The following is a 15,793-nucleotide window of genomic DNA, read 5'->3' as shown; positions in this document are numbered from 1 at the left end:
AGGAGACAAGTCCGCGCACGGGATCGGCGTGCGGGGCCGGTTCCTGTACGCGTCCGGCGCCCGTCACGAAGAGACTGGAGACGACTCATGATCATCTACGGAACCGCGCTGCTGGCGTTCTGCCACCTGGCCGGACTGTTTCTCGGCGACCTGCTGGGCAGCGCAATCGGCGTGAAGACCAACGTCGGCGGCGTCGGCATCGCGATGCTGCTGCTGATCTGCCTGCGCCTGTGGCTGCACCGGCGCGGCTGGATGCCGAAGGAAACCGAGGCCGGCGTCGGTTTCTGGGGCGCGATGTACATTCCCGTCGTCGTCGCGATGGCCGCGAACCAGAACGTCGTCGCCGCGCTGAAGGGCGGCCCCGTCGCGCTGCTCGCCGCCGTCGGCGCGGTTGCGATCTGCGCATGCTGCATCGCGGTACTCGTGCGCACCGGGCGCGACGACACGGCCTTCGCGGGCGTGCCGCAATTCGAAGAACAGTAACGGAGGCCGCCATGCTGCAGATGCTCGAAAAAACCGTCGCCCACAACGGGCTCGTCGCGTCGTTCGCGCTGGTCGGCCTGATCATGTGGCTGTCGTCGATCGCGTCCCGCAAGCTCACGTTCGGCCGCGTGCACGGCTCCGCGATCGCGATCGTGATCGGCCTCGCGCTCGCGTACGTCGGCGGCGCGTTCACCGGCGGCGAGAAGGGGATCGCCGACGTGCCGCTGTTTGCGGGCGTCGGCCTGATGGGCGGCGCGATGCTGCGCGATTTCGCGATCGTCGCGACCGCGTTCGAAGTGCAGCCGACCGAGGCGCGCAAGGCCGGGCTCGTCGGCGTCGTGTCGCTGCTGCTCGGCACCGTGCTGCCGTTCATCGTCGGCGCTTGCATCGCGCGGGCATTCGGCTACACCGACGCGGTCAGCATGACGACCATCGGCGCGGGTGCCGTCACCTACATCGTCGGGCCCGTCACCGGCGCGGCGATCGGCGCGAGTTCCGACGTGATCGCGCTGAGCATCGCGACCGGGCTCGTGAAGGCGATCATCGTGATGGTCGGTACGCCCGTCGCGGCGAACTTCATGGGCCTGAAGACGCCGCGTTCCGCGATGATCTTCGGCGGCCTCGCGGGCACCGTCAGCGGCGTGAGCGCGGGGCTCGCCGCGACCGACCGCCGGCTCGTCCCGTACGGCGCGCTGGTCGCGACCTTCCACACGGGTGTCGGCTGCCTGCTCGGGCCGTCGGTGCTGTACTTCGCGACGCGCGCGCTGGTCGGCGCGTAGCGCGCTGCGAGGCGGCCCGCGCGTGCGGGCCGCATCCATCGCGGTGTCCTCTGAGTCGCATTCGTCAACATCATCAATCGGCGGCGGCGTCAGGCTTAGAATGCCGCTGAACCATCGAAGCGGGAGAACTGTTCATGACGGGATGGAATCACGCGCGGCAGGCGCGCGATGCACGGCTCGCGGCCGGTGCGCGTTTCGCGCAAGGCAAGCGGGTCGATGCGCGCGACACCGTCGCGTTGCTCGAAGCGGTGCTGCGGCCCGGCGACCGCGTCTGCCTCGAAGGCGACAACCAGAAGCAGGCCGACCTGCTCGCGACGGCGCTCGCCGACGTCGACAGCGCGAAGATCCACGACCTGCACATGGTGCAGTCGGGCGTCGTGCTGCCCGAGCATCTCGACGTGTTCGAGCGCGGCATCGCGAAGCGTCTCGATTTCGCGTATTCGGGCCCGCAGTCGCAGCGCATCGCGAAGCTGCTGTTCGGCGGCAAGATCGCGCTCGGCGCGGTGCACACCTATCTCGAGCTGTTCGCGCGCTACTTCATCGACCTCACGCCGCAGGTCGCGCTGATCGCCGCGGTCAGCGCCGATCGCGAAGGCAACCTGTACACGGGCCCGAACACCGAAGACACGCCGACCGTCGTCGAAGCCACCGCGTTCAAGGACGGCGTCGTGATCGCGCAGGTCGACCGCATCGTCGACAAGGTGCCGCGCGTCGACATTCCCGGCGATCGCGTGCATTTCGTCGTCGAGGCCGGCCGGCCGTTCTATGTCGAGCCGCTGTTCACGCGCGATCCGGCCGCGATCACCGAAACGCAGATCCTCACCGCGATGCTCGCGATCAAGGGCATCTACGAGCCGTACGGCGTCAAGCGCCTGAATCACGGGATCGGCTTCAACACGGCCGCGATCGAGCTGCTGCTGCCGACCTACGGCGAGAAGCTCGGGCTGAAGGGCAAGGTCTGCTCGCACTGGGCGCTCAATCCGCACCCGACGCTGATTCCCGCGATCGAATCGGGCTGGGTCGAGCAAATCCATTGCTTCGGCTCGGAAGTCGGGATGGACGACTACATCCGTGCGCGTTCCGACATATGGTTCACGGGCCCCGACGGGTCGTTGCGCTCGAACCGCGCGTTCTGCCAGACGGCCGGCCTCTATGCGTGCGACATGTTCATCGGCTCGACGCTGCAGATCGACTTGTCCGGCCATTCGTCGACGGTCACGGCCGAGCGGATCGCAGGCTTCGGCGGCGCGCCGAACATGGGCAGCGACGCACGCGGCCGGCGGCATCCGAGCGAGCCGTGGCTGAAGGCCGGCGCGGAAGCCGACCCCGACACGCCGGCGGCGCTCAGGCGCGGCCGCAAGCTCGTCGTGCAGATCGGCGAGACGTTCGGCGACAAGAACGTGCCGATGTTCGTCGAGAAGCTCGACGCGCTGAAGCTCGCCGACAAGCTGCAGCTCGACCTCGCGCCGATCATGGTCTACGGCGACGACGTCACGCACATCGTCACCGAGGAAGGCATCGCGAACCTGCTGATGTGCCGCGACAAGGACGAACGCGAACACGCAATCCGCGGCGTCGCCGGCTATACGGAGATCGGCCGCGGCCGCGACCGGAAGATGGTCGAGCGGCTGCGCGAGCGTGGCGTGATCCGCCGCCCCGAGGATCTCGGCATCGATCCGCTCGACGCCGACCGCCGCTGGCTCGCCGCGCGTTCGATCAAGGATCTCGTGCACTGGTCGGGCGGCCTCTATGCGCCGCCGGCCCGGTTCCGCAACTGGTGAGGAAGAGGGCATGGAACAGTTGAACTATCGCTTCACCGCGCGCGAACGCGCGAAGGGCGAGCAGGCCGCGGCGCTCGTCGGCGTGGTCGCGTCCGGCAATCTCGAGGTGCTCGTCGAGCGCGTGCTGCCGGGCAACGAATGCGAGATCGACATCCGCACCGCGGCGGTCGGTTTCGGCGCGGTATGGCAGGCCGTCGTCACCGATTTCGTCGAACGGCGCACGCCGGGCGGCCTGAGGCTGTCGATCAACGACGGCGGCGCACGGCCCGACATGGTGTCGTTGCGGCTTGCCCAGGCCGTGCGCGCGATCGAGGGGGACGCATGATGAGCGACGTGATCCACGACGCACCGGCGTTCGTCGCGAACGGCGCGAGCTGGTACGAAGCATCGGCGCGGCAGCGCATCGACGGACTGCTCGACGCGGGCAGCTTTGGCGAATTCCTCGGGCCGGCCGAACGCGTGACGAGCCCGCACTTGCCGCTGTTCGACCTGCCGCAGCAGTTCGACGACGGGATGGTGGTCGGCCACGGCCGGCTCGACGGCCGGCCGGTGTTCGTCGCCGCGCAGGAGGGCCGCTTCATGGGCGGCGCGTTCGGCGAAGTGCACGGCGCGAAGCTCACCGGGCTGCTGCGCGCCGCGCGTGAAACCGGCGAGCCGGTGCTGATCCTGTTCGATACGGGCGGCGTGCGGCTGCAGGAAGCGAACGCGGGCGAACTCGCGATTGCCGAGATCATGCGTGCGCTGGTCGATGCGCGCGCGGCCGGCGTGCCGGTGATCGGGCTGATCGGCGGGCGCGCGGGTTGCTATGGCGGCGGCGGGTTGCTCGCTGCGTGCTGTTCGGCGCTTGCCGTGTCGGAGCAGGGGCGTATCAGCGTGTCGGGCCCCGAAGTGATCGAGACCAATCGCGGCGTCGAGGAATTCGATTCGAAGGATCGTGCGCTGATCTGGCGCACGATGGGCGGCAAGCACCGGCGGCTGATCGGCGGCGCCGATCGTTACGTGGCCGATACGCCCGATGCGTTCCGTGCGGCGGCGCTCGAGCTGATCGGCCGCGCGCCGGCGTTCGATGCGGCGATGCTGCGCGCGGAGCAGGCGCGCCTTGAAGCGCGTGTCGCACGATTCGGCGACTGCAAGGATGCGCGCGACGTGTGGCGCACGCTCGGGGCCGACCAGCCGGAAGCGATTCCGGGCATGCCCGACGACGAATTCGCCAAGCTCGCCGACCAGTTACAGGAGCCGCAGCATGACGCTCGATGAAGTACTGAATTCGCTGTTTCCCAAGGGGCATTCGATCGCGCGTAGTGGCGGGCTGCTGACGGGCCACGCGGAACTGGCCGGCACGCGCGTCGACGTGATCGGCGTCACCGACCGCTTGCCGTTCGGCATCGACGAAGCGCTGACGCTTGCATCGCGCGTGCTCGACACGATCGCGCGCGGCGGCGACACGCCGATCGTCGTGCTCGTCGACAGCGACAGCCAGCGGATGAGTAAGCGCGACGAACTGCTCGGCCTGAACGAAGGGCTGTCGCATCTCGCGAAGTGCCTGATGCACGCGGATCTCGCCGGACACCGGACGATCGGCCTGCTGTACGGCCACACGGCCGCCGGCGCGTTCATCGCGACCGCGCTCGCGACGCGCACGCTGCTTGCCGTGCCGGGCGCCGAGCCGGAGGTGATGGACCTGCCGTCGATGTCGCGCGTGACCAAGCTGTCGATCGACGTGCTGAAGGAGATGGCGCGTTCGACGCCGGTGTTCGCGCCGGGGCTCGACAATCTCGTGAAGATGGGCGCCGTCGACGCCGTGCTCGATCCGGCCCGCGCGCTCGACGCGCAGGTCGGCGAATGGCTCGGCAAGCCGGCCGACCGCATCGACCGGCGCGCGGCGCGCGGCCGGCCGGTTGCGACCGACGTCGCGCAGCGCGTCGAGGCACTCGCGCGTGCCGCACGCTGAGTTGCCGCTGCGCCGCCACACGCTCGTCACGCTGACGGCGGCCGGGTGGCGCGCGGCCTTCGCGCGCGACCCTGCGCTCGCGGGCGATCCGCTCGTGCGCGCCTGGGCCGAACGCGGCTGGCCGCTGATCGTGCGCCGTGCGTCGCCCGATGAAGCCGACGCCGGCCGCGTGCCGCTCGGCCTGCCGCTGCCACCTTCCGCGGGCAAGCGGCGCATCGCGCTGAACGCAGCCGCAGATGCGCTCGAGACGGTCGGCCCGCTACCGACGCTGGCCGACGTGCTCGCCGCAGCGCCCGACGCATGGCACGCGCCGTTGCGCGAGCTCGACGCGCTCGGCGCGCGCTGCGGCGTGCAGGGTCGTGTGTTCGGCAGCCTCGCCTGGCAGGCGTTGACGGGCGAGCCGTACCTGGGCCCGTCGTCCGATCTCGACATCGTGTTTCCGTTGCCGGAGGCCGCGTCGCTCGCGCCGCTGCTCGACGGCCTCGCGGCGATTGACGCGCGTGCGCCGATGCGCATCGACGGCGAATTGCTGCGCGCCGACGGCGCGGGCGTCAACTGGCGCGAACTGCACGCGCGGTTGCCCGAAGTCGCGGTCAAGACCGCGATCGCCGTCGAATTGATGGCGGCCGACGCATTCACCGGAGGCGCGCAATGAGCGCATGGGCTGCCTGCCGCGTACCGGCGCCATCCGATGCCGAGCGCATCGCCGCGCTGGCCGAACGCAGCCTCGTGCTCGAGATCGAGACCTACCCGAAGCCGGGGCTCGTCAGTCACGTCGACACCGGCAGTCACACCGACATGGATGCGGCGACGTTCGCGCGCAGCGCCGCCGTGCTGCGGCCTTACTTCGCCGAACTGGCCGACGCAGGCGAGCGCGATGCGGACATGGCCGTGCTGCGCAAGATCGGCCTGCGTGCCGAACACGCGATGCTCGCCGCGACCGGCGGCGTCAATACGCACCGCGGCGCGATCTTCGGGCTCGGGCTGTTGTGCGCGGCCGCGGGCCGGCGCACGATGCCGGGCGCAGTGCCGGACGGCACGACGCTCGGCGCGTTCGTCTCCGCCCGCTGGGGCACCGATATCCTTGGCGGCCCGCGTTTGCCCGACAGCCACGGCGAGCGTGCGAGCCGCCGCTACGGCGTCGGCGGCGCGCGTCGCGAAGCGGCCGACGGCTTCGCGACCGTGTACGCGGTTGGCTTGCCTGCGCTGCGCCGCGCGCAGCGCGATCTGCCCGGCGATCCCGAAGCCGCGCGCGTCGAAGCGTGCTTTGCGCTGATCGCCGCGCTCGACGACACGAATCTGTTGCACCGGGGCGGGCAGGGCGGCCTCGATTTCGCACGGGCGACCGCCCGTGAGTTCGTCGCACGCGGCGGCGTGCGGGCGCGCGACTGGCGGCTGCGTGCGGCTGCCGCGCACCGTGCGTTCGTCGCGCGCCGGCTGAGCCCCGGCGGCGCGGCTGACCTGCTTGCGATGAGCGTATTCGTCGATGCGCTCGAAGCCGACGGGAATTCGCAATGACGCTGGCCATCCTCTGCTCGGGACAGGGCGCGCAGCGCGCCGACATGTTCGACCTGACGGGCACGGTGCCGCAGGCCGAGGCCCTGTTCGCGCACGCGGGCCGGCTGCTTGGCGACGACCCGCGCACCTGGGTCCGGCAGGCCGGACCGGACGCGCTGCGCGAGAACCGCGCCGCGCAGATCCTCTGTACGGTCCAGGCGCTCGCGGCCGCCGCGCTGCTCGATGCGGCGTGGCCGCGCCGGCGTTGTGTCGCCGGCTACAGCGTCGGCGAAGTCGGTTCGTGGAGCGTCGCGGGGATGATCGCGCCGCATGACGCGCTCGACCTGGCCGACACGCGCGCCCGCGCGATGGATGCGGCGAGCGGCGGCGACGAGCGGATGGTGTTCGTGCGCGGCCTGACGCGCGCGCAGCTTGCGCAGCTGTGCGACGGTCGCGATGCGGCCATCGCGATCGCGAATCCCGGCGACGCGTTCGTCGTCGCGGGGCGGCAGGCCGATGTCGATGCAGTGGCCGACGACGCGGCCCGAGCCGGTGCGCTGCGCGTCGCGCCCGTGTGCGTGCGGATCGCGTCGCATACGGGCCGGCTCGCGGCGGCCGTGCCGGTGTTTCGCACGGCGCTCGCCGCCACGCATGTGCGGCGGCCACTGCCCGGCACGCGGCTGTTTTCGGGGATCGACGGCGCGTCGATGCTCGACGTCGACGCCGGCCTCGACAAGCTCGCGCGGCAGATCGCCGAGCCGGTCGAGTGGGCGGCCTGTCTCGCTGCCTGCGTGGAGGCCGGCGCGACGGCGTTTCTCGAACTCGGCCCCGGGCGCGCGCTGGCGGAGATGGCCGGTGGCGCGTACCCGGCGTTGCCGGCGCGCAGCCTCGCGGATTTCCGTTCCGTCGACGGCGTGACGAGCTGGCTCGCGCGCGTCGCGGCCGGCTGACCGACGGGCCGAAAAAACAGGCTGAAACACAGTCGTCAGGCCCTCGTTCCACACTGTGTGTTGCGCCGGCGCAGCAGCGTCGCAGCCGGTGCTTGCCACGCGAATTGGCATCGCTACAATGGCGCCCGCCATGAGACCAGCCGCCATCCTTCTCGCCGCGCTTTGCTGCGCGACGAGCGCCCACGCCAGCCAGATTCCGTCCGACGCCGCATCGGTCGGCACATACTTTTCGTATGACAATGCGGCGGCCGATGCGACCGTCGACCTGATCGAACAGGCACAGCGTCGCGTGCTGCTGGCCGGCTATACGCACGTGCCGCCGGCGGTCGCGAGCGCGTTGCGCGCGGCCCGCTCGCGCGGGGTCGAGGTCCGTGTCGTGCTCGTGCGCTCGCCGCGCGCGGGCCGGTACAGCGGCGCCGGCTATCTGAAATCCGCGGGCATCGACGTCGCGATCGATTCGCGGCATGGCGATCCGGCACCGCGCTTCGTGATCGTCGACGACAGCGTCGCGCTGACGACGCTGTCCGACGGCGCGGCCGCGCATGCGGAAACGGTGAGCGTGTTCCAGCGCGCGCCCGAGCTCGCGCAATCCTACGCACAATCGTTCTGGCGGCTTTACCGGCAGGCCGGCGGCCTCTGACCCTTTCCTTCGGCGTCGCGTCCGCCGGTGTGACCCTGCTTGCATCGGCGCGGCCGATGAACCATGCTCGTTGACAGGCGCCAGCGCGGGATTCGCGCATCCGGCGCAACGGCAGGGAGCCGATCTTGACCGAGTGTTTTGCCGATCGCGCCGATGCCGGCCGCCAGCTGGCCGACGCGTTGCGCGATTACGCGGGGCGCAGCGATGTCGTCGTGCTCGCGCTTCCGCGCGGCGGCGTGCCCGTCGCGTATCCGGTCGCCTGCGCACTGCGCGCGCCGCTCGACGTGCTGGTCGTGCGCAAGCTCGGCGTGCCGTTCGATCCCGAACTCGCAATGGGTGCGATCGCCACCGGCGGCGCGATGCATCTGCAGCGTTCGGTGATCCGCTCGATGGGCGTGTCGGATGCGCAGCTTGCCGACGTGATCGTGCGCGAGACGGCCGAGCTGCATCGTCGCGAAGCGCTGTATCGCGGCGCCATGCCGCCGCTGCCGGTCGACGGTCGCACCGCGATCGTCGTCGACGACGGCGTCGCGACCGGCGCGTCGATGCGCGTCGCGCTGCAGGCGCTGCGCGAGCGCCGCCCTGCACGTATCGTCGCGGCGGCGCCAGTTGCGCCGGCGAGCGCCCGGCACGCGTTCGACGATCTGGCCGACGCATTCGTCACGGTGTCGCAGCCGCTGCGGTTCTTCGGGATCAGCCAGTTCTACGTGCGCTTCGAGCAGACGAGCGACGACGAGGTGCGCACCCTGCTCGAAGCCGCGCGGCCCTGACGCCGCCTCACGGCCGCCTGGTGCGGCGCGGGCGCGGGCGCGGGCGGGCCGCTTCCGCCAGCGCGAACACGCGCTGCAGCGCTGGATGGACCTCGCCGCGCCAGCGTGGCCCTGTAAACAGCCCGTAGTGATCGCAATCGTCGATGTCGACGCGATGGCGCTCGCCGGCCGCGAGGCCGCGACAGAGGTCCAGCGCCGCATGCGTCTGGCCGGCGCCCGTGACCGCGTCGCATGCGCCTTCGACGGTCAGCAGCGCGACGCCGCGCAGCGCGGCCGGCTCGACGCGTGTGTCGCCAACGTTCCACGTGCCGGTCGCGAGGCACATGCGCTGGAACACGATGTCGACCGTGTCGAGGAAATAATCGGCCGGCATGTCGAGCAGCGCCGTGTATTCGCGCAGCGCGCGGCGCGCGCCGGCGAGCCCGGCCATGTCGAAGCGCGACGCGGCGAGCGCGTAGGCCTCGATCAGCGTCAGGAAACGCTGCGGATACAGCAGCGCGATTTCGCCCTGCTGCAGATAGGTCGGGAACACATGGCGCCCGTGCCCCGTGAAGCCGGGCGGCACGATGTCGATCAGGTGGCGGCGGCACCAGTCGAGCGAGCGGGCGGCGGCGGCCGTGCCGAGTGCGCTCGGATTCAGGCGCGCGTCGAGCGGGCCGCCGATCAGCGTGATGCTCGCAGGCGGTGCAAGGCCGCGAGCGGCGCGCAGCGCAAGCGCGCCGAGCGCCGGTACGGTCGCCTGGCACACGGCGACGACGTGCAGCGGCCGGTCGTCGTGCGCGAGCCCGTCGACGAAGCCGTCGAGCATCGCGACGTACTCGTCGAGCCCGAAGCGTCCCGCTGCGAGCGGCACGTCGCGCGCATTGCACCAGTCGGTCACGCAGACATCGCCGTCGGCGAGCAGCGTCTCGACGGTTTCCCGCATCATCACGGCCGCGTGCCCGGCGAGCGGCGCGCACAGCAGCACCGTGCGCCGCGCGTCGGCACGCGCGAAGCGCCGCAGGTTGCAGAACGGCGTGCGCGCGGCGATCCGCTCGTCGACGCCCGGCCGCCCGATGTCGAAGCCTGGCGGCCCGGCCGACGGCCCGAGCAGCGGTTCGAACAGGTCGTCGTAGCACGACGACGCGGCGTGCGGCAGCGTGGCCGCGGGCCACGCATCGAACGCGTGCCGCGTCGCCGCGCGCCAGGCGCGCATCCATTCCCGCTGCTGCTCGACGAGGGCATACCACATGGCGAACCTAGGGGCGGAAGGGGCGTGAATCTGCATTATGGTCACTGTGGCCGCGCAGCGGGAGCACGAATGCGCGACCGTCTGCTGCGCATCAACCCTGCGGGCACGCTAGCCGATGCCGCGCGACGCTGCTACAGTCGTCGGTCCCATTCCCCCGAAGCGGAGCGTTTGCGATGAAGCTGATCGGCATGCTGGATTCCCCGTTCGTCCGCCGCGTCGCCATTTCGGCGAAGCTGCTCGACCTGCCGTTCGAACACGAGTCGATCTCGGTGTTTCGTCATTTCGAGCAGTTCAGCACGTTCAATCCGGTCGTCAAGGCGCCGACGCTCGTGACCGACGACGGCTCGACGCTGATCGATTCGTCGCTGATCGTCGACTATCTCGATCATCGCGTTGCGCCCGAGCGGCGCCTGCTGCCCGACGCCGCCGATGCACGACTGCGCGTGCTCGTGCCGGTCGGGTTCGCGCTGGCGGCGGCCGAAAAGACCGTCCAGGTCGTCTACGAGCAGGCGCTGCGCCCGGCCGACAAGCAGCACGCACCGTGGATCGAACGCGTGCTGAGCCAGCTCGAAGGCGCGTACGGCGCACTGGAGCCGCTCGTCGCGGCGGCAAATGGCTGGTTCGGCGGCGCGCGGCTGCTGCAGTCCGACGTGACGGTCGCGGTCGCGTGGCGGTTCACGCAATTCATGGCGGCCGATTACCCGGTGCTCGCGCGGATCGATCCGGCCCGTTATCCGGCGCTGGCCGCCCATTCGGCGCGCGCGGAAGCGCTGCCGGCATTCGTCGAAACGCCGCTCGTCTAGGCCGGGCGGCGGGGCGTCAGGCTGCCGCGAACCGCTGTCGGCTGCTCGCCTGGCCTTGTCCGGCAAGCGTTTGCCGATTGTTCTCGGCGGCTGACAAGTGACTTCGCATTCGCGCGGTTTATCCGGGAGGCGCCGATCCCTAGAATCCACTCCATCGAATCACGCATTGCCAGATGGAGCCGATGATGAAAGCCCTGATCGAATCGAGCCTGTATCACCCGTCCGTGCTGTTGCCGCTTGCCGCGCTGACGCAGTTGATGGTCGAGCGCGATTTCAATCTCGGCCAGGTCGGGCTGATCGTCGCAGCTCGCGGCGCGCAGGCTGCCGTGTCGCGCTCGCGTGCGCTGATCTTCTGCCGTCATTGCGAAGCGCGCGCATGAAGGCGTCCGCATCGAAAGGATGAAAAAAGCCCGGCCGGCGCAAGCCGGTCGGGCGGATCGGGTTCGATCGGGCCCCGGCTTCGGCCGGGGCTTTTTCATGGGGCGACGCTCACGCGCGTGCCGGCGTCGCGACGCCGTACATGTCCGGCGCATCGTCCTCTTCGCGCAGCTTGCGCGCGAGCTGGTGCGCCTCACGGCGCGTCGCGACGGCCGGCGGCGAGCCCTTCAGCGGCTGGCGCGCGGTTTCGGCGAGTGCGATCACCGACACGATGCCGATCACGGCGGCGCCCATCATGTAGTACGCGGGCATCATCAGGTTGTGCGTCACGTCGACGAGCCACGCGGTCACCAGCGGCGTCGTGCCGCCGAACAGCGATACCGACACGTTGAAGCCGATCGCGAGCGCGCCGTAGCGGATCTCGGTCGGGAACAACGCCGGCAGCGCCGACGGCATCACGCCGGTGAAGCACGACAGCAGCACGCCGAGGATCAGCAGGCCGCCGAACACCGACGCCGTGGTGCCGGCGTGAATCAGCATCATCGACGGGATCGACAGCACCAGCAGGCCGACACAGCCGGCGAGCATCACGGGCTTGCGGCCGACCTTGTCCGACAGGCGGCCGGCATACAGCGTCATCGGCATCATCAGCACCATCACGATCAGCACGAGCACGAGGCTGTGCGATTCGTCGAAGTGCAACGTCGACGACATGAAGCTCGGCAGGTACGACAGCACCATGTAGTCGGTCACGTTGAAGATCAGGACGAGGCCGACGCACAGCAGCAGCGCACGCCAGTTGCGCAGCAGCGTTTCGCGGAAACGCGTCTTCGGCACGGCCTTGTCCTGCGCTTCGCGCTCTTCGGCCTGGCGCTTGAACGCGGGCGTTTCCTCGAGCTTCATCCGGATGTAGAGACCGATCAGCCCGAGCGGGCCGGCGATCAGGAACGGCACGCGCCAGCCCCACGACAGCAGCGCTTCCTGCGACAGCGACGCGGTGAGCAGCGCGACGACGCCGGCGCCCATCACGTAACCGATCAGCGTGCCGAATTCGAGGAAGCTGCCCATGAAGCCGCGGCGCTTGTCGGTCGAGAATTCGGCGATGAAGGTGGCGGCGCCGCCGTATTCACCGCCAGTCGAGAAGCCCTGCACGAGGCGGGCGACCAGCAGCAGCACGGGCGCCATGATGCCGATCGACGCATAGCTGGGGATCAGGCCGATCGCGAAGGTGCCGACGGCCATCATGATCATCGTCGCGGCGAGCACGCGCTGGCGGCCGATGCGGTCGCCGAGCGGGCCGAACACCATGCCGCCGAGCGGGCGCACGAGGAACGCGGCCGCGAACGTGCCGAAGGTCGCGAGCAACTGCGCGGACGGGCTGCTGGACGGGAAGAACACCTTGCCGAGCGTGACGGCGATGTAGCTGTAGACGCCGAAGTCGAACCATTCCATCGCATTGCCGATGGCCATCGCGCTGACGGCGCGCTTGAGCAGGCTCTGGTCGACGACGGTAATGTCATCCGCAGCGAGCGGGGCCTCGCCGGACGGCGAAGCGGAGGAAGAAGCAGCGGTCGGGCTGACGTGTGTTGCGGTCAAGGTCATGCACTCCTTTGACTGCGCCGGAACGGGCGGGCCGTCCGACACGGTTTGCCGGCGAGCGCGATGTCGGATGCAGCGCGTCGAGGCAAACCATTAAGCACTTACTGCACAAAAGGCGGTAAAAGGCCGTCAGGGGCTGCGTCGACGCGGGCCCGATGGGCCGTCGCGACAGTGCGCTCATGAAGAATGGGCCGCGTGATGCAGGCGGCAGATGCCGGTGCGGACGGTGTGTCCGGCGTTCCGGCAATGCCCCGGAGGGGCAACGAAACGAGAAAAGCGGGCCTGTCGGGCGGGCTTTCCTGTGGGTGTAATTTCGGTCGAAAGGCCGGCCACGCAACGCGTGGACAGACTTCCTTCGAAATTGAATAGACAGGGATTGAATGTCGAAACAGGCGACATGATAGCACGATGACGGATGATCGCGCAAATTGCCGGGAGAGGCCCGCCTGGTGGGGCGTTCGGCAAGGCCTGCTCGGGTATGATCGGCGGCGCACGGCGGGGCCGTGCCGCGCCCGGTGGCGGGGGCTGAATTCACGAGGAACCGGATGACCGAACTGATCAGGATCGCGGCGTTGTTCGCCGCTACGGCGCTGGCCGAAATCGTCGGCTGCTACCTGCCGTGGCTCGTGCTGAAGGACGGGCGCCCGGCCTGGCTGCTGGTGCCGGCCGCGCTGTCGCTCGCGCTGTTCGCTTGGCTGCTGACGCTGCACCCGAGCGCGGCCGGGCGCACGTATGCCGCGTACGGCGGCGTCTACATCGCAGTGGCGCTGGTCTGGTTGCGGGTGGTGGACGGCGTTGCGCTGACCCGCTGGGACGTGGCCGGCGCGGTGCTCGCGCTCGGCGGGATGGCCGTCATCGCGCTGCAGCCGCGCGTGTAGGCGCGGCCGCAGTGCGAGTCGTGGGCGTCAGTTCGTTTCGGCGGCGCCCGCGTCGGCCGACTTGCGCCACACGCAGGTGCCCTTGACCGACTTGTCGAGCTCGTCGAGCTGCGCCTGATGCGCGGCGAGTTCGTCGTCGCTCGCGGCCACCACGGCCAGATCGAGCGCGGCGAGCGACACGCGCTGACCGTTCGCCGTGCCGCCGTCGGCGCCGCCGTCGTCGAGCATGTCGATCACGAGGCTGTCCTGGCCGCGCGTCATCGCGAGATACACCTCGGCGAGCAGCTCCGAGTCGAGCAGTGCGCCGTGCAGTGTCCGGTGTGCGTTGCTGATGCCGAAGCGGTCGCACAGCGCGTCGAGCGAGTTGCGCTTGCCGGGGAACATCTGCTTGGCCTGCACGAGCGTGTCGATCACACCGCCGCACTGTTCGGTGAACGGCGGCTGGCCGAGCCGCGCGAATTCGGCGTCGAGGAAGCCAAGGTCGAACGGTGCGTTGTGGATGATCAGCTCCGCGTCCTTCACGAAGTCGCGGATCTGGTTGGCGACTTCCGCAAATTTCGGCTTGTCGCTGAGGAATTCGGTCGTGAGGCCGTGCACCGCCAGTGCACCCGGGTCGCTGTCGCGCTCGGGGTTCACGTAGAAGTGCAGGTTGTTGCCGGTGAGCCGCCGGTTCAGCAGCTCGACGCAGCCGATTTCGATGAGGCGGTCGCCCGTGCGGGCGTTCAGGCCGGTGGTTTCGGTATCGAGAATGATCTGGCGCATGTCGGGGAAAGCAAGGAAAACAGGGGAGCGGCCGGCGATCAGGCCGTGAGCGATTCGACGCCGCGATTCGCGAGCGCGTCCGCGCGCTCGTTTTCGGGATGGCCCGCGTGACCCTTGACCCAGCGCCACTCGACTTCATGCTGCGCGACGAGCGCGTCGAGCCGTTTCCACAGGTCGGCGTTCTTCACGGGCGTCTTCGCCGCGGTGATCCAGCCTTTCTTCTTCCAGCCGTGGATCCACTCGCTGATGCCTTTCTGCACGTATTGCGAGTCGGTATGCACGACCACCTGGCACGGCCGCTTCAGCGCTTCGAGCGCGGCGATCACGCCCATCAGCTCCATGCGGTTGTTGGTCGTGTTCGGCTCGCCGCCGAACAGCTCCTTCTCCTGGTCGCCGTAGCGCATCAGTGCGCCCCAGCCGCCGGGGCCGGGGTTGCCCTTGCAGGCGCCGTCGGTATAGATGTCGATGGTATCGGTAGTCATGAATGTTCTTGATGGGTGGTCGGGGAGGCCGCCGGCGTCAGGCCCGGTGCGAGCACGGGCTTCTTCATCTTGATCTGGCCGACGAGACGCATGCCGCGCACGCGCTTGACGGCCGTCACCATGTAGACGGCGCCGAAGATCGGCCACCAGCGGTCGCCGGCGGCCTCCATGAAGCCGTAGCGGGTCAGCCACTTGTCGGTGACGAGCGGCGGCCGGTAGCAGCCGAAGCGGCCGCGTTCGAGATCGAAACCTAGCAGCTTGATCCAGTCCTTGAGCCGGATGAACGCGATCTGGTCACGCGTGGCCGGCACGAAAGGGTGGTTGGCCATGCGCCCGAACGATTGCCGCATGCCCCACAGGCTGAGCGAATTGAAGCCGGTGATCACGAGCTGGCCTTCCGGCATCAGCACGCGCTCGGCCTCGCGCAGCAGGCGGTGCGGGTCGGACGTGAATTCGAGCGTGTGCGGCATCACGATCAGGTCGACGCTCTGCGACTCGAACGGCAGGTCGAGCAGGTCGCACCAGGTCGTGCTGCGATCGGCGGGCGCGTGCTCCGGCGTGTGCGCTTCGCGTGCCCACGGGTACTGGTACGGCGCGCTTGCGCCGCTCGCCGGGTCGAGCACGAGGCCGCGATACGGCATGCGGTTCTCGCGCAGCGCGTCGAGCTGCGGCAAGCCGAGCTGCAACGCGTGGAACCCGAAGACGTCGGACACGATCCGGTCGAGCTGCGCCTGCTCCCAGCCCAGCACGTAGCGGCCGGGAGGCGAGTCGGTCCAGGCGGGCCAGTCTATAATTTGACGGTCAGACAT

At 69.7% G+C, this 15,793-nt stretch carries 19 protein-coding genes; 14 read left to right on the top strand and 5 right to left on the bottom strand.

Going from position 1 to position 15,793, the window contains the following annotated elements; all coding sequences use genetic code 11:
• Positions 1-87 precede the first annotated feature (87 nt).
• The 11 genes from madL to U5809_RS11760 all read left to right on the top strand — a co-directional run bounded on the left by madL (position 88) and on the right by U5809_RS11760 (position 8,851).
• Entirely contained in the window at positions 88-483 is a 396-nt protein-coding gene (gene madL / locus U5809_RS11810) for a malonate transporter subunit MadL (protein WP_059235074.1), read from the top strand.
• Between the two features lie 11 nt (positions 484-494).
• Entirely contained in the window at positions 495-1,262 is a 768-nt protein-coding gene (gene madM / locus U5809_RS11805) for a malonate transporter subunit MadM (RefSeq protein ID WP_176046978.1), read from the top strand.
• Positions 1,263-1,396: 134 nt separating this feature from the next.
• Positions 1,397-3,043 carry a malonate decarboxylase subunit alpha gene (mdcA, locus tag U5809_RS11800; RefSeq protein ID WP_322086637.1) on the top strand — a complete coding sequence of 549 codons (1,647 nt, stop codon included), beginning with the start codon at positions 1,397-1,399 and terminating at the stop codon, positions 3,041-3,043.
• A gap of 10 nt (positions 3,044-3,053) precedes the next feature.
• Positions 3,054-3,368, top strand: a complete 315-nt coding sequence (gene mdcC / locus U5809_RS11795; RefSeq protein ID WP_322086636.1) for a malonate decarboxylase acyl carrier protein — start codon at positions 3,054-3,056, stop codon at positions 3,366-3,368.
• Positions 3,365-4,300, top strand: coding sequence for a biotin-independent malonate decarboxylase subunit beta (locus U5809_RS11790; RefSeq protein ID WP_322086635.1), 936 nt, complete (start codon positions 3,365-3,367; stop codon positions 4,298-4,300). Before mdcC ends, U5809_RS11790 begins: the two co-directional genes overlap by 4 nt.
• The gene (gene mdcE, locus U5809_RS11785; RefSeq protein ID WP_322086634.1) at positions 4,287-4,994 is read left to right on the top strand and encodes a biotin-independent malonate decarboxylase subunit gamma; all 708 of its coding nucleotides are present in this window, start codon (positions 4,287-4,289) and stop codon (positions 4,992-4,994) included. The genes U5809_RS11790 and mdcE overlap by 14 nt, the downstream gene beginning before the upstream one ends.
• On the top strand, positions 4,981-5,649 hold the full coding sequence (gene mdcG / locus U5809_RS11780; RefSeq protein WP_322086633.1) for a malonate decarboxylase holo-[acyl-carrier-protein] synthase: 669 nt from the start codon (positions 4,981-4,983) through the stop codon (positions 5,647-5,649). The genes mdcE and mdcG overlap by 14 nt, the downstream gene beginning before the upstream one ends.
• The gene (mdcB, locus tag U5809_RS11775) at positions 5,646-6,512 is read left to right on the top strand and encodes a triphosphoribosyl-dephospho-CoA synthase MdcB (RefSeq protein ID WP_322086632.1); all 867 of its coding nucleotides are present in this window, start codon (positions 5,646-5,648) and stop codon (positions 6,510-6,512) included. The genes mdcG and mdcB overlap by 4 nt, the downstream gene beginning before the upstream one ends.
• Entirely contained in the window at positions 6,509-7,441 is a 933-nt protein-coding gene (locus U5809_RS11770) for an acyltransferase domain-containing protein (protein ID WP_322086631.1), read from the top strand. Before mdcB ends, U5809_RS11770 begins: the two co-directional genes overlap by 4 nt.
• Positions 7,442-7,559: 118 nt before the next feature.
• Positions 7,560-8,081, top strand: a complete 522-nt coding sequence (locus tag U5809_RS11765; RefSeq protein WP_322086630.1) for a phospholipase D-like domain-containing protein — start codon at positions 7,560-7,562, stop codon at positions 8,079-8,081.
• Positions 8,082-8,206: 125 nt separating this feature from the next.
• The gene (locus tag U5809_RS11760; protein WP_322086629.1) at positions 8,207-8,851 is read left to right on the top strand and encodes a phosphoribosyltransferase; all 645 of its coding nucleotides are present in this window, start codon (positions 8,207-8,209) and stop codon (positions 8,849-8,851) included.
• 7 nt (positions 8,852-8,858) lie between these two features.
• Here U5809_RS11760 and U5809_RS11755 read toward each other — a convergent pair whose 3' ends face one another.
• On the bottom strand, positions 8,859-10,082 hold the full coding sequence (locus U5809_RS11755; RefSeq protein WP_322086628.1) for a polyhydroxyalkanoate depolymerase: 1,224 nt from the start codon (positions 10,080-10,082) through the stop codon (positions 8,859-8,861).
• A gap of 173 nt (positions 10,083-10,255) precedes the next feature.
• Between U5809_RS11755 and U5809_RS11750 the strand changes: the two genes are divergently transcribed.
• Positions 10,256-10,885: a glutathione S-transferase gene (locus tag U5809_RS11750; protein WP_322086627.1), complete on the top strand. Its 630-nt coding sequence runs from the start codon at positions 10,256-10,258 to the stop codon at positions 10,883-10,885.
• A 173-nt stretch (positions 10,886-11,058) separates the two neighbouring features.
• Entirely contained in the window at positions 11,059-11,265 is a 207-nt protein-coding gene (locus U5809_RS11745; RefSeq protein WP_282507174.1) for a hypothetical protein, read from the top strand.
• A 109-nt stretch (positions 11,266-11,374) separates the two neighbouring features.
• On the opposite strand, the gene proP is transcribed toward U5809_RS11745, so the two are convergent.
• Positions 11,375-12,865 carry a glycine betaine/L-proline transporter ProP gene (gene proP / locus U5809_RS11740; RefSeq protein WP_322086626.1) on the bottom strand — a complete coding sequence of 497 codons (1,491 nt, stop codon included), beginning with the start codon at positions 12,863-12,865 and terminating at the stop codon, positions 11,375-11,377.
• Positions 12,866-13,407: 542 nt separating this feature from the next.
• Here proP and U5809_RS11735 point away from each other — a divergent pair.
• Positions 13,408-13,740, top strand: a complete 333-nt coding sequence (locus U5809_RS11735; protein ID WP_282507176.1) for a YnfA family protein — start codon at positions 13,408-13,410, stop codon at positions 13,738-13,740.
• 27 nt (positions 13,741-13,767) lie between these two features.
• Here the strand turns inward: U5809_RS11735 and dnaQ are convergent, their stop codons facing one another.
• The 3 genes from dnaQ to U5809_RS11720 are packed head-to-tail and all read right to left on the bottom strand — an operon-like array spanning position 13,768 to position 15,793.
• On the bottom strand, positions 13,768-14,502 hold the full coding sequence (gene dnaQ, locus U5809_RS11730; RefSeq protein ID WP_322086625.1) for a DNA polymerase III subunit epsilon: 735 nt from the start codon (positions 14,500-14,502) through the stop codon (positions 13,768-13,770).
• Positions 14,503-14,540: 38 nt separating this feature from the next.
• Positions 14,541-14,984: a ribonuclease HI gene (rnhA, locus tag U5809_RS11725; protein WP_176046993.1), complete on the bottom strand. Its 444-nt coding sequence runs from the start codon at positions 14,982-14,984 to the stop codon at positions 14,541-14,543.
• Positions 14,981-15,793, bottom strand: a complete 813-nt coding sequence (locus tag U5809_RS11720) for a class I SAM-dependent methyltransferase (protein WP_322086624.1) — start codon at positions 15,791-15,793, stop codon at positions 14,981-14,983. The genes rnhA and U5809_RS11720 overlap by 4 nt, the downstream gene beginning before the upstream one ends.

This window comes from Burkholderia sp. BCC1999, assembly GCF_905339975.1.
Classification (GTDB): Bacteria; Pseudomonadota; Gammaproteobacteria; order Burkholderiales; family Burkholderiaceae; genus Burkholderia.
Note: the sequence above shows the minus strand (reverse complement) of the source record. Positions and strands in the feature narration are given on the sequence as shown.

Excerpts from the sequence above, each read along its gene's own strand:
- rnhA (WP_176046993.1), bottom strand. The coding sequence starts at position 14,984 with ATGACTACCGATACCATCGACATCTATACCGACGGCGCCTGCAAGGGC.
- mdcE (WP_322086634.1), top strand. The coding sequence starts at position 4,287 with ATGACGCTCGATGAAGTACTGAATTCGCTGTTTCCCAAGGGGCATTCG.
- U5809_RS11750 (WP_322086627.1), top strand. The coding sequence starts at position 10,256 with ATGAAGCTGATCGGCATGCTGGATTCCCCGTTCGTCCGCCGCGTCGCC.
- proP (WP_322086626.1), bottom strand. The coding sequence starts at position 12,865 with ATGACCTTGACCGCAACACACGTCAGCCCGACCGCTGCTTCTTCCTCC.
- mdcC (WP_322086636.1), top strand. The coding sequence starts at position 3,054 with ATGGAACAGTTGAACTATCGCTTCACCGCGCGCGAACGCGCGAAGGGC.
- U5809_RS11720 (WP_322086624.1), bottom strand. The coding sequence starts at position 15,793 with ATGTCTGACCGTCAAATTATAGACTGGCCCGCCTGGACCGACTCGCCT.
- U5809_RS11770 (WP_322086631.1), top strand. The coding sequence starts at position 6,509 with ATGACGCTGGCCATCCTCTGCTCGGGACAGGGCGCGCAGCGCGCCGAC.
- U5809_RS11755 (WP_322086628.1), bottom strand. The coding sequence starts at position 10,082 with ATGTGGTATGCCCTCGTCGAGCAGCAGCGGGAATGGATGCGCGCCTGG.
- mdcA (WP_322086637.1), top strand. The coding sequence starts at position 1,397 with ATGACGGGATGGAATCACGCGCGGCAGGCGCGCGATGCACGGCTCGCG.
- dnaQ (WP_322086625.1), bottom strand. The coding sequence starts at position 14,502 with ATGCGCCAGATCATTCTCGATACCGAAACCACCGGCCTGAACGCCCGC.
- U5809_RS11735 (WP_282507176.1), top strand. The coding sequence starts at position 13,408 with ATGACCGAACTGATCAGGATCGCGGCGTTGTTCGCCGCTACGGCGCTG.
- madL (WP_059235074.1), top strand. The coding sequence starts at position 88 with ATGATCATCTACGGAACCGCGCTGCTGGCGTTCTGCCACCTGGCCGGA.
- U5809_RS11765 (WP_322086630.1), top strand. The coding sequence starts at position 7,560 with ATGGCGCCCGCCATGAGACCAGCCGCCATCCTTCTCGCCGCGCTTTGC.
- mdcB (WP_322086632.1), top strand. The coding sequence starts at position 5,646 with ATGAGCGCATGGGCTGCCTGCCGCGTACCGGCGCCATCCGATGCCGAG.
- U5809_RS11745 (WP_282507174.1), top strand. The coding sequence starts at position 11,059 with ATGGAGCCGATGATGAAAGCCCTGATCGAATCGAGCCTGTATCACCCG.
- U5809_RS11790 (WP_322086635.1), top strand. The coding sequence starts at position 3,365 with ATGATGAGCGACGTGATCCACGACGCACCGGCGTTCGTCGCGAACGGC.
- madM (WP_176046978.1), top strand. The coding sequence starts at position 495 with ATGCTGCAGATGCTCGAAAAAACCGTCGCCCACAACGGGCTCGTCGCG.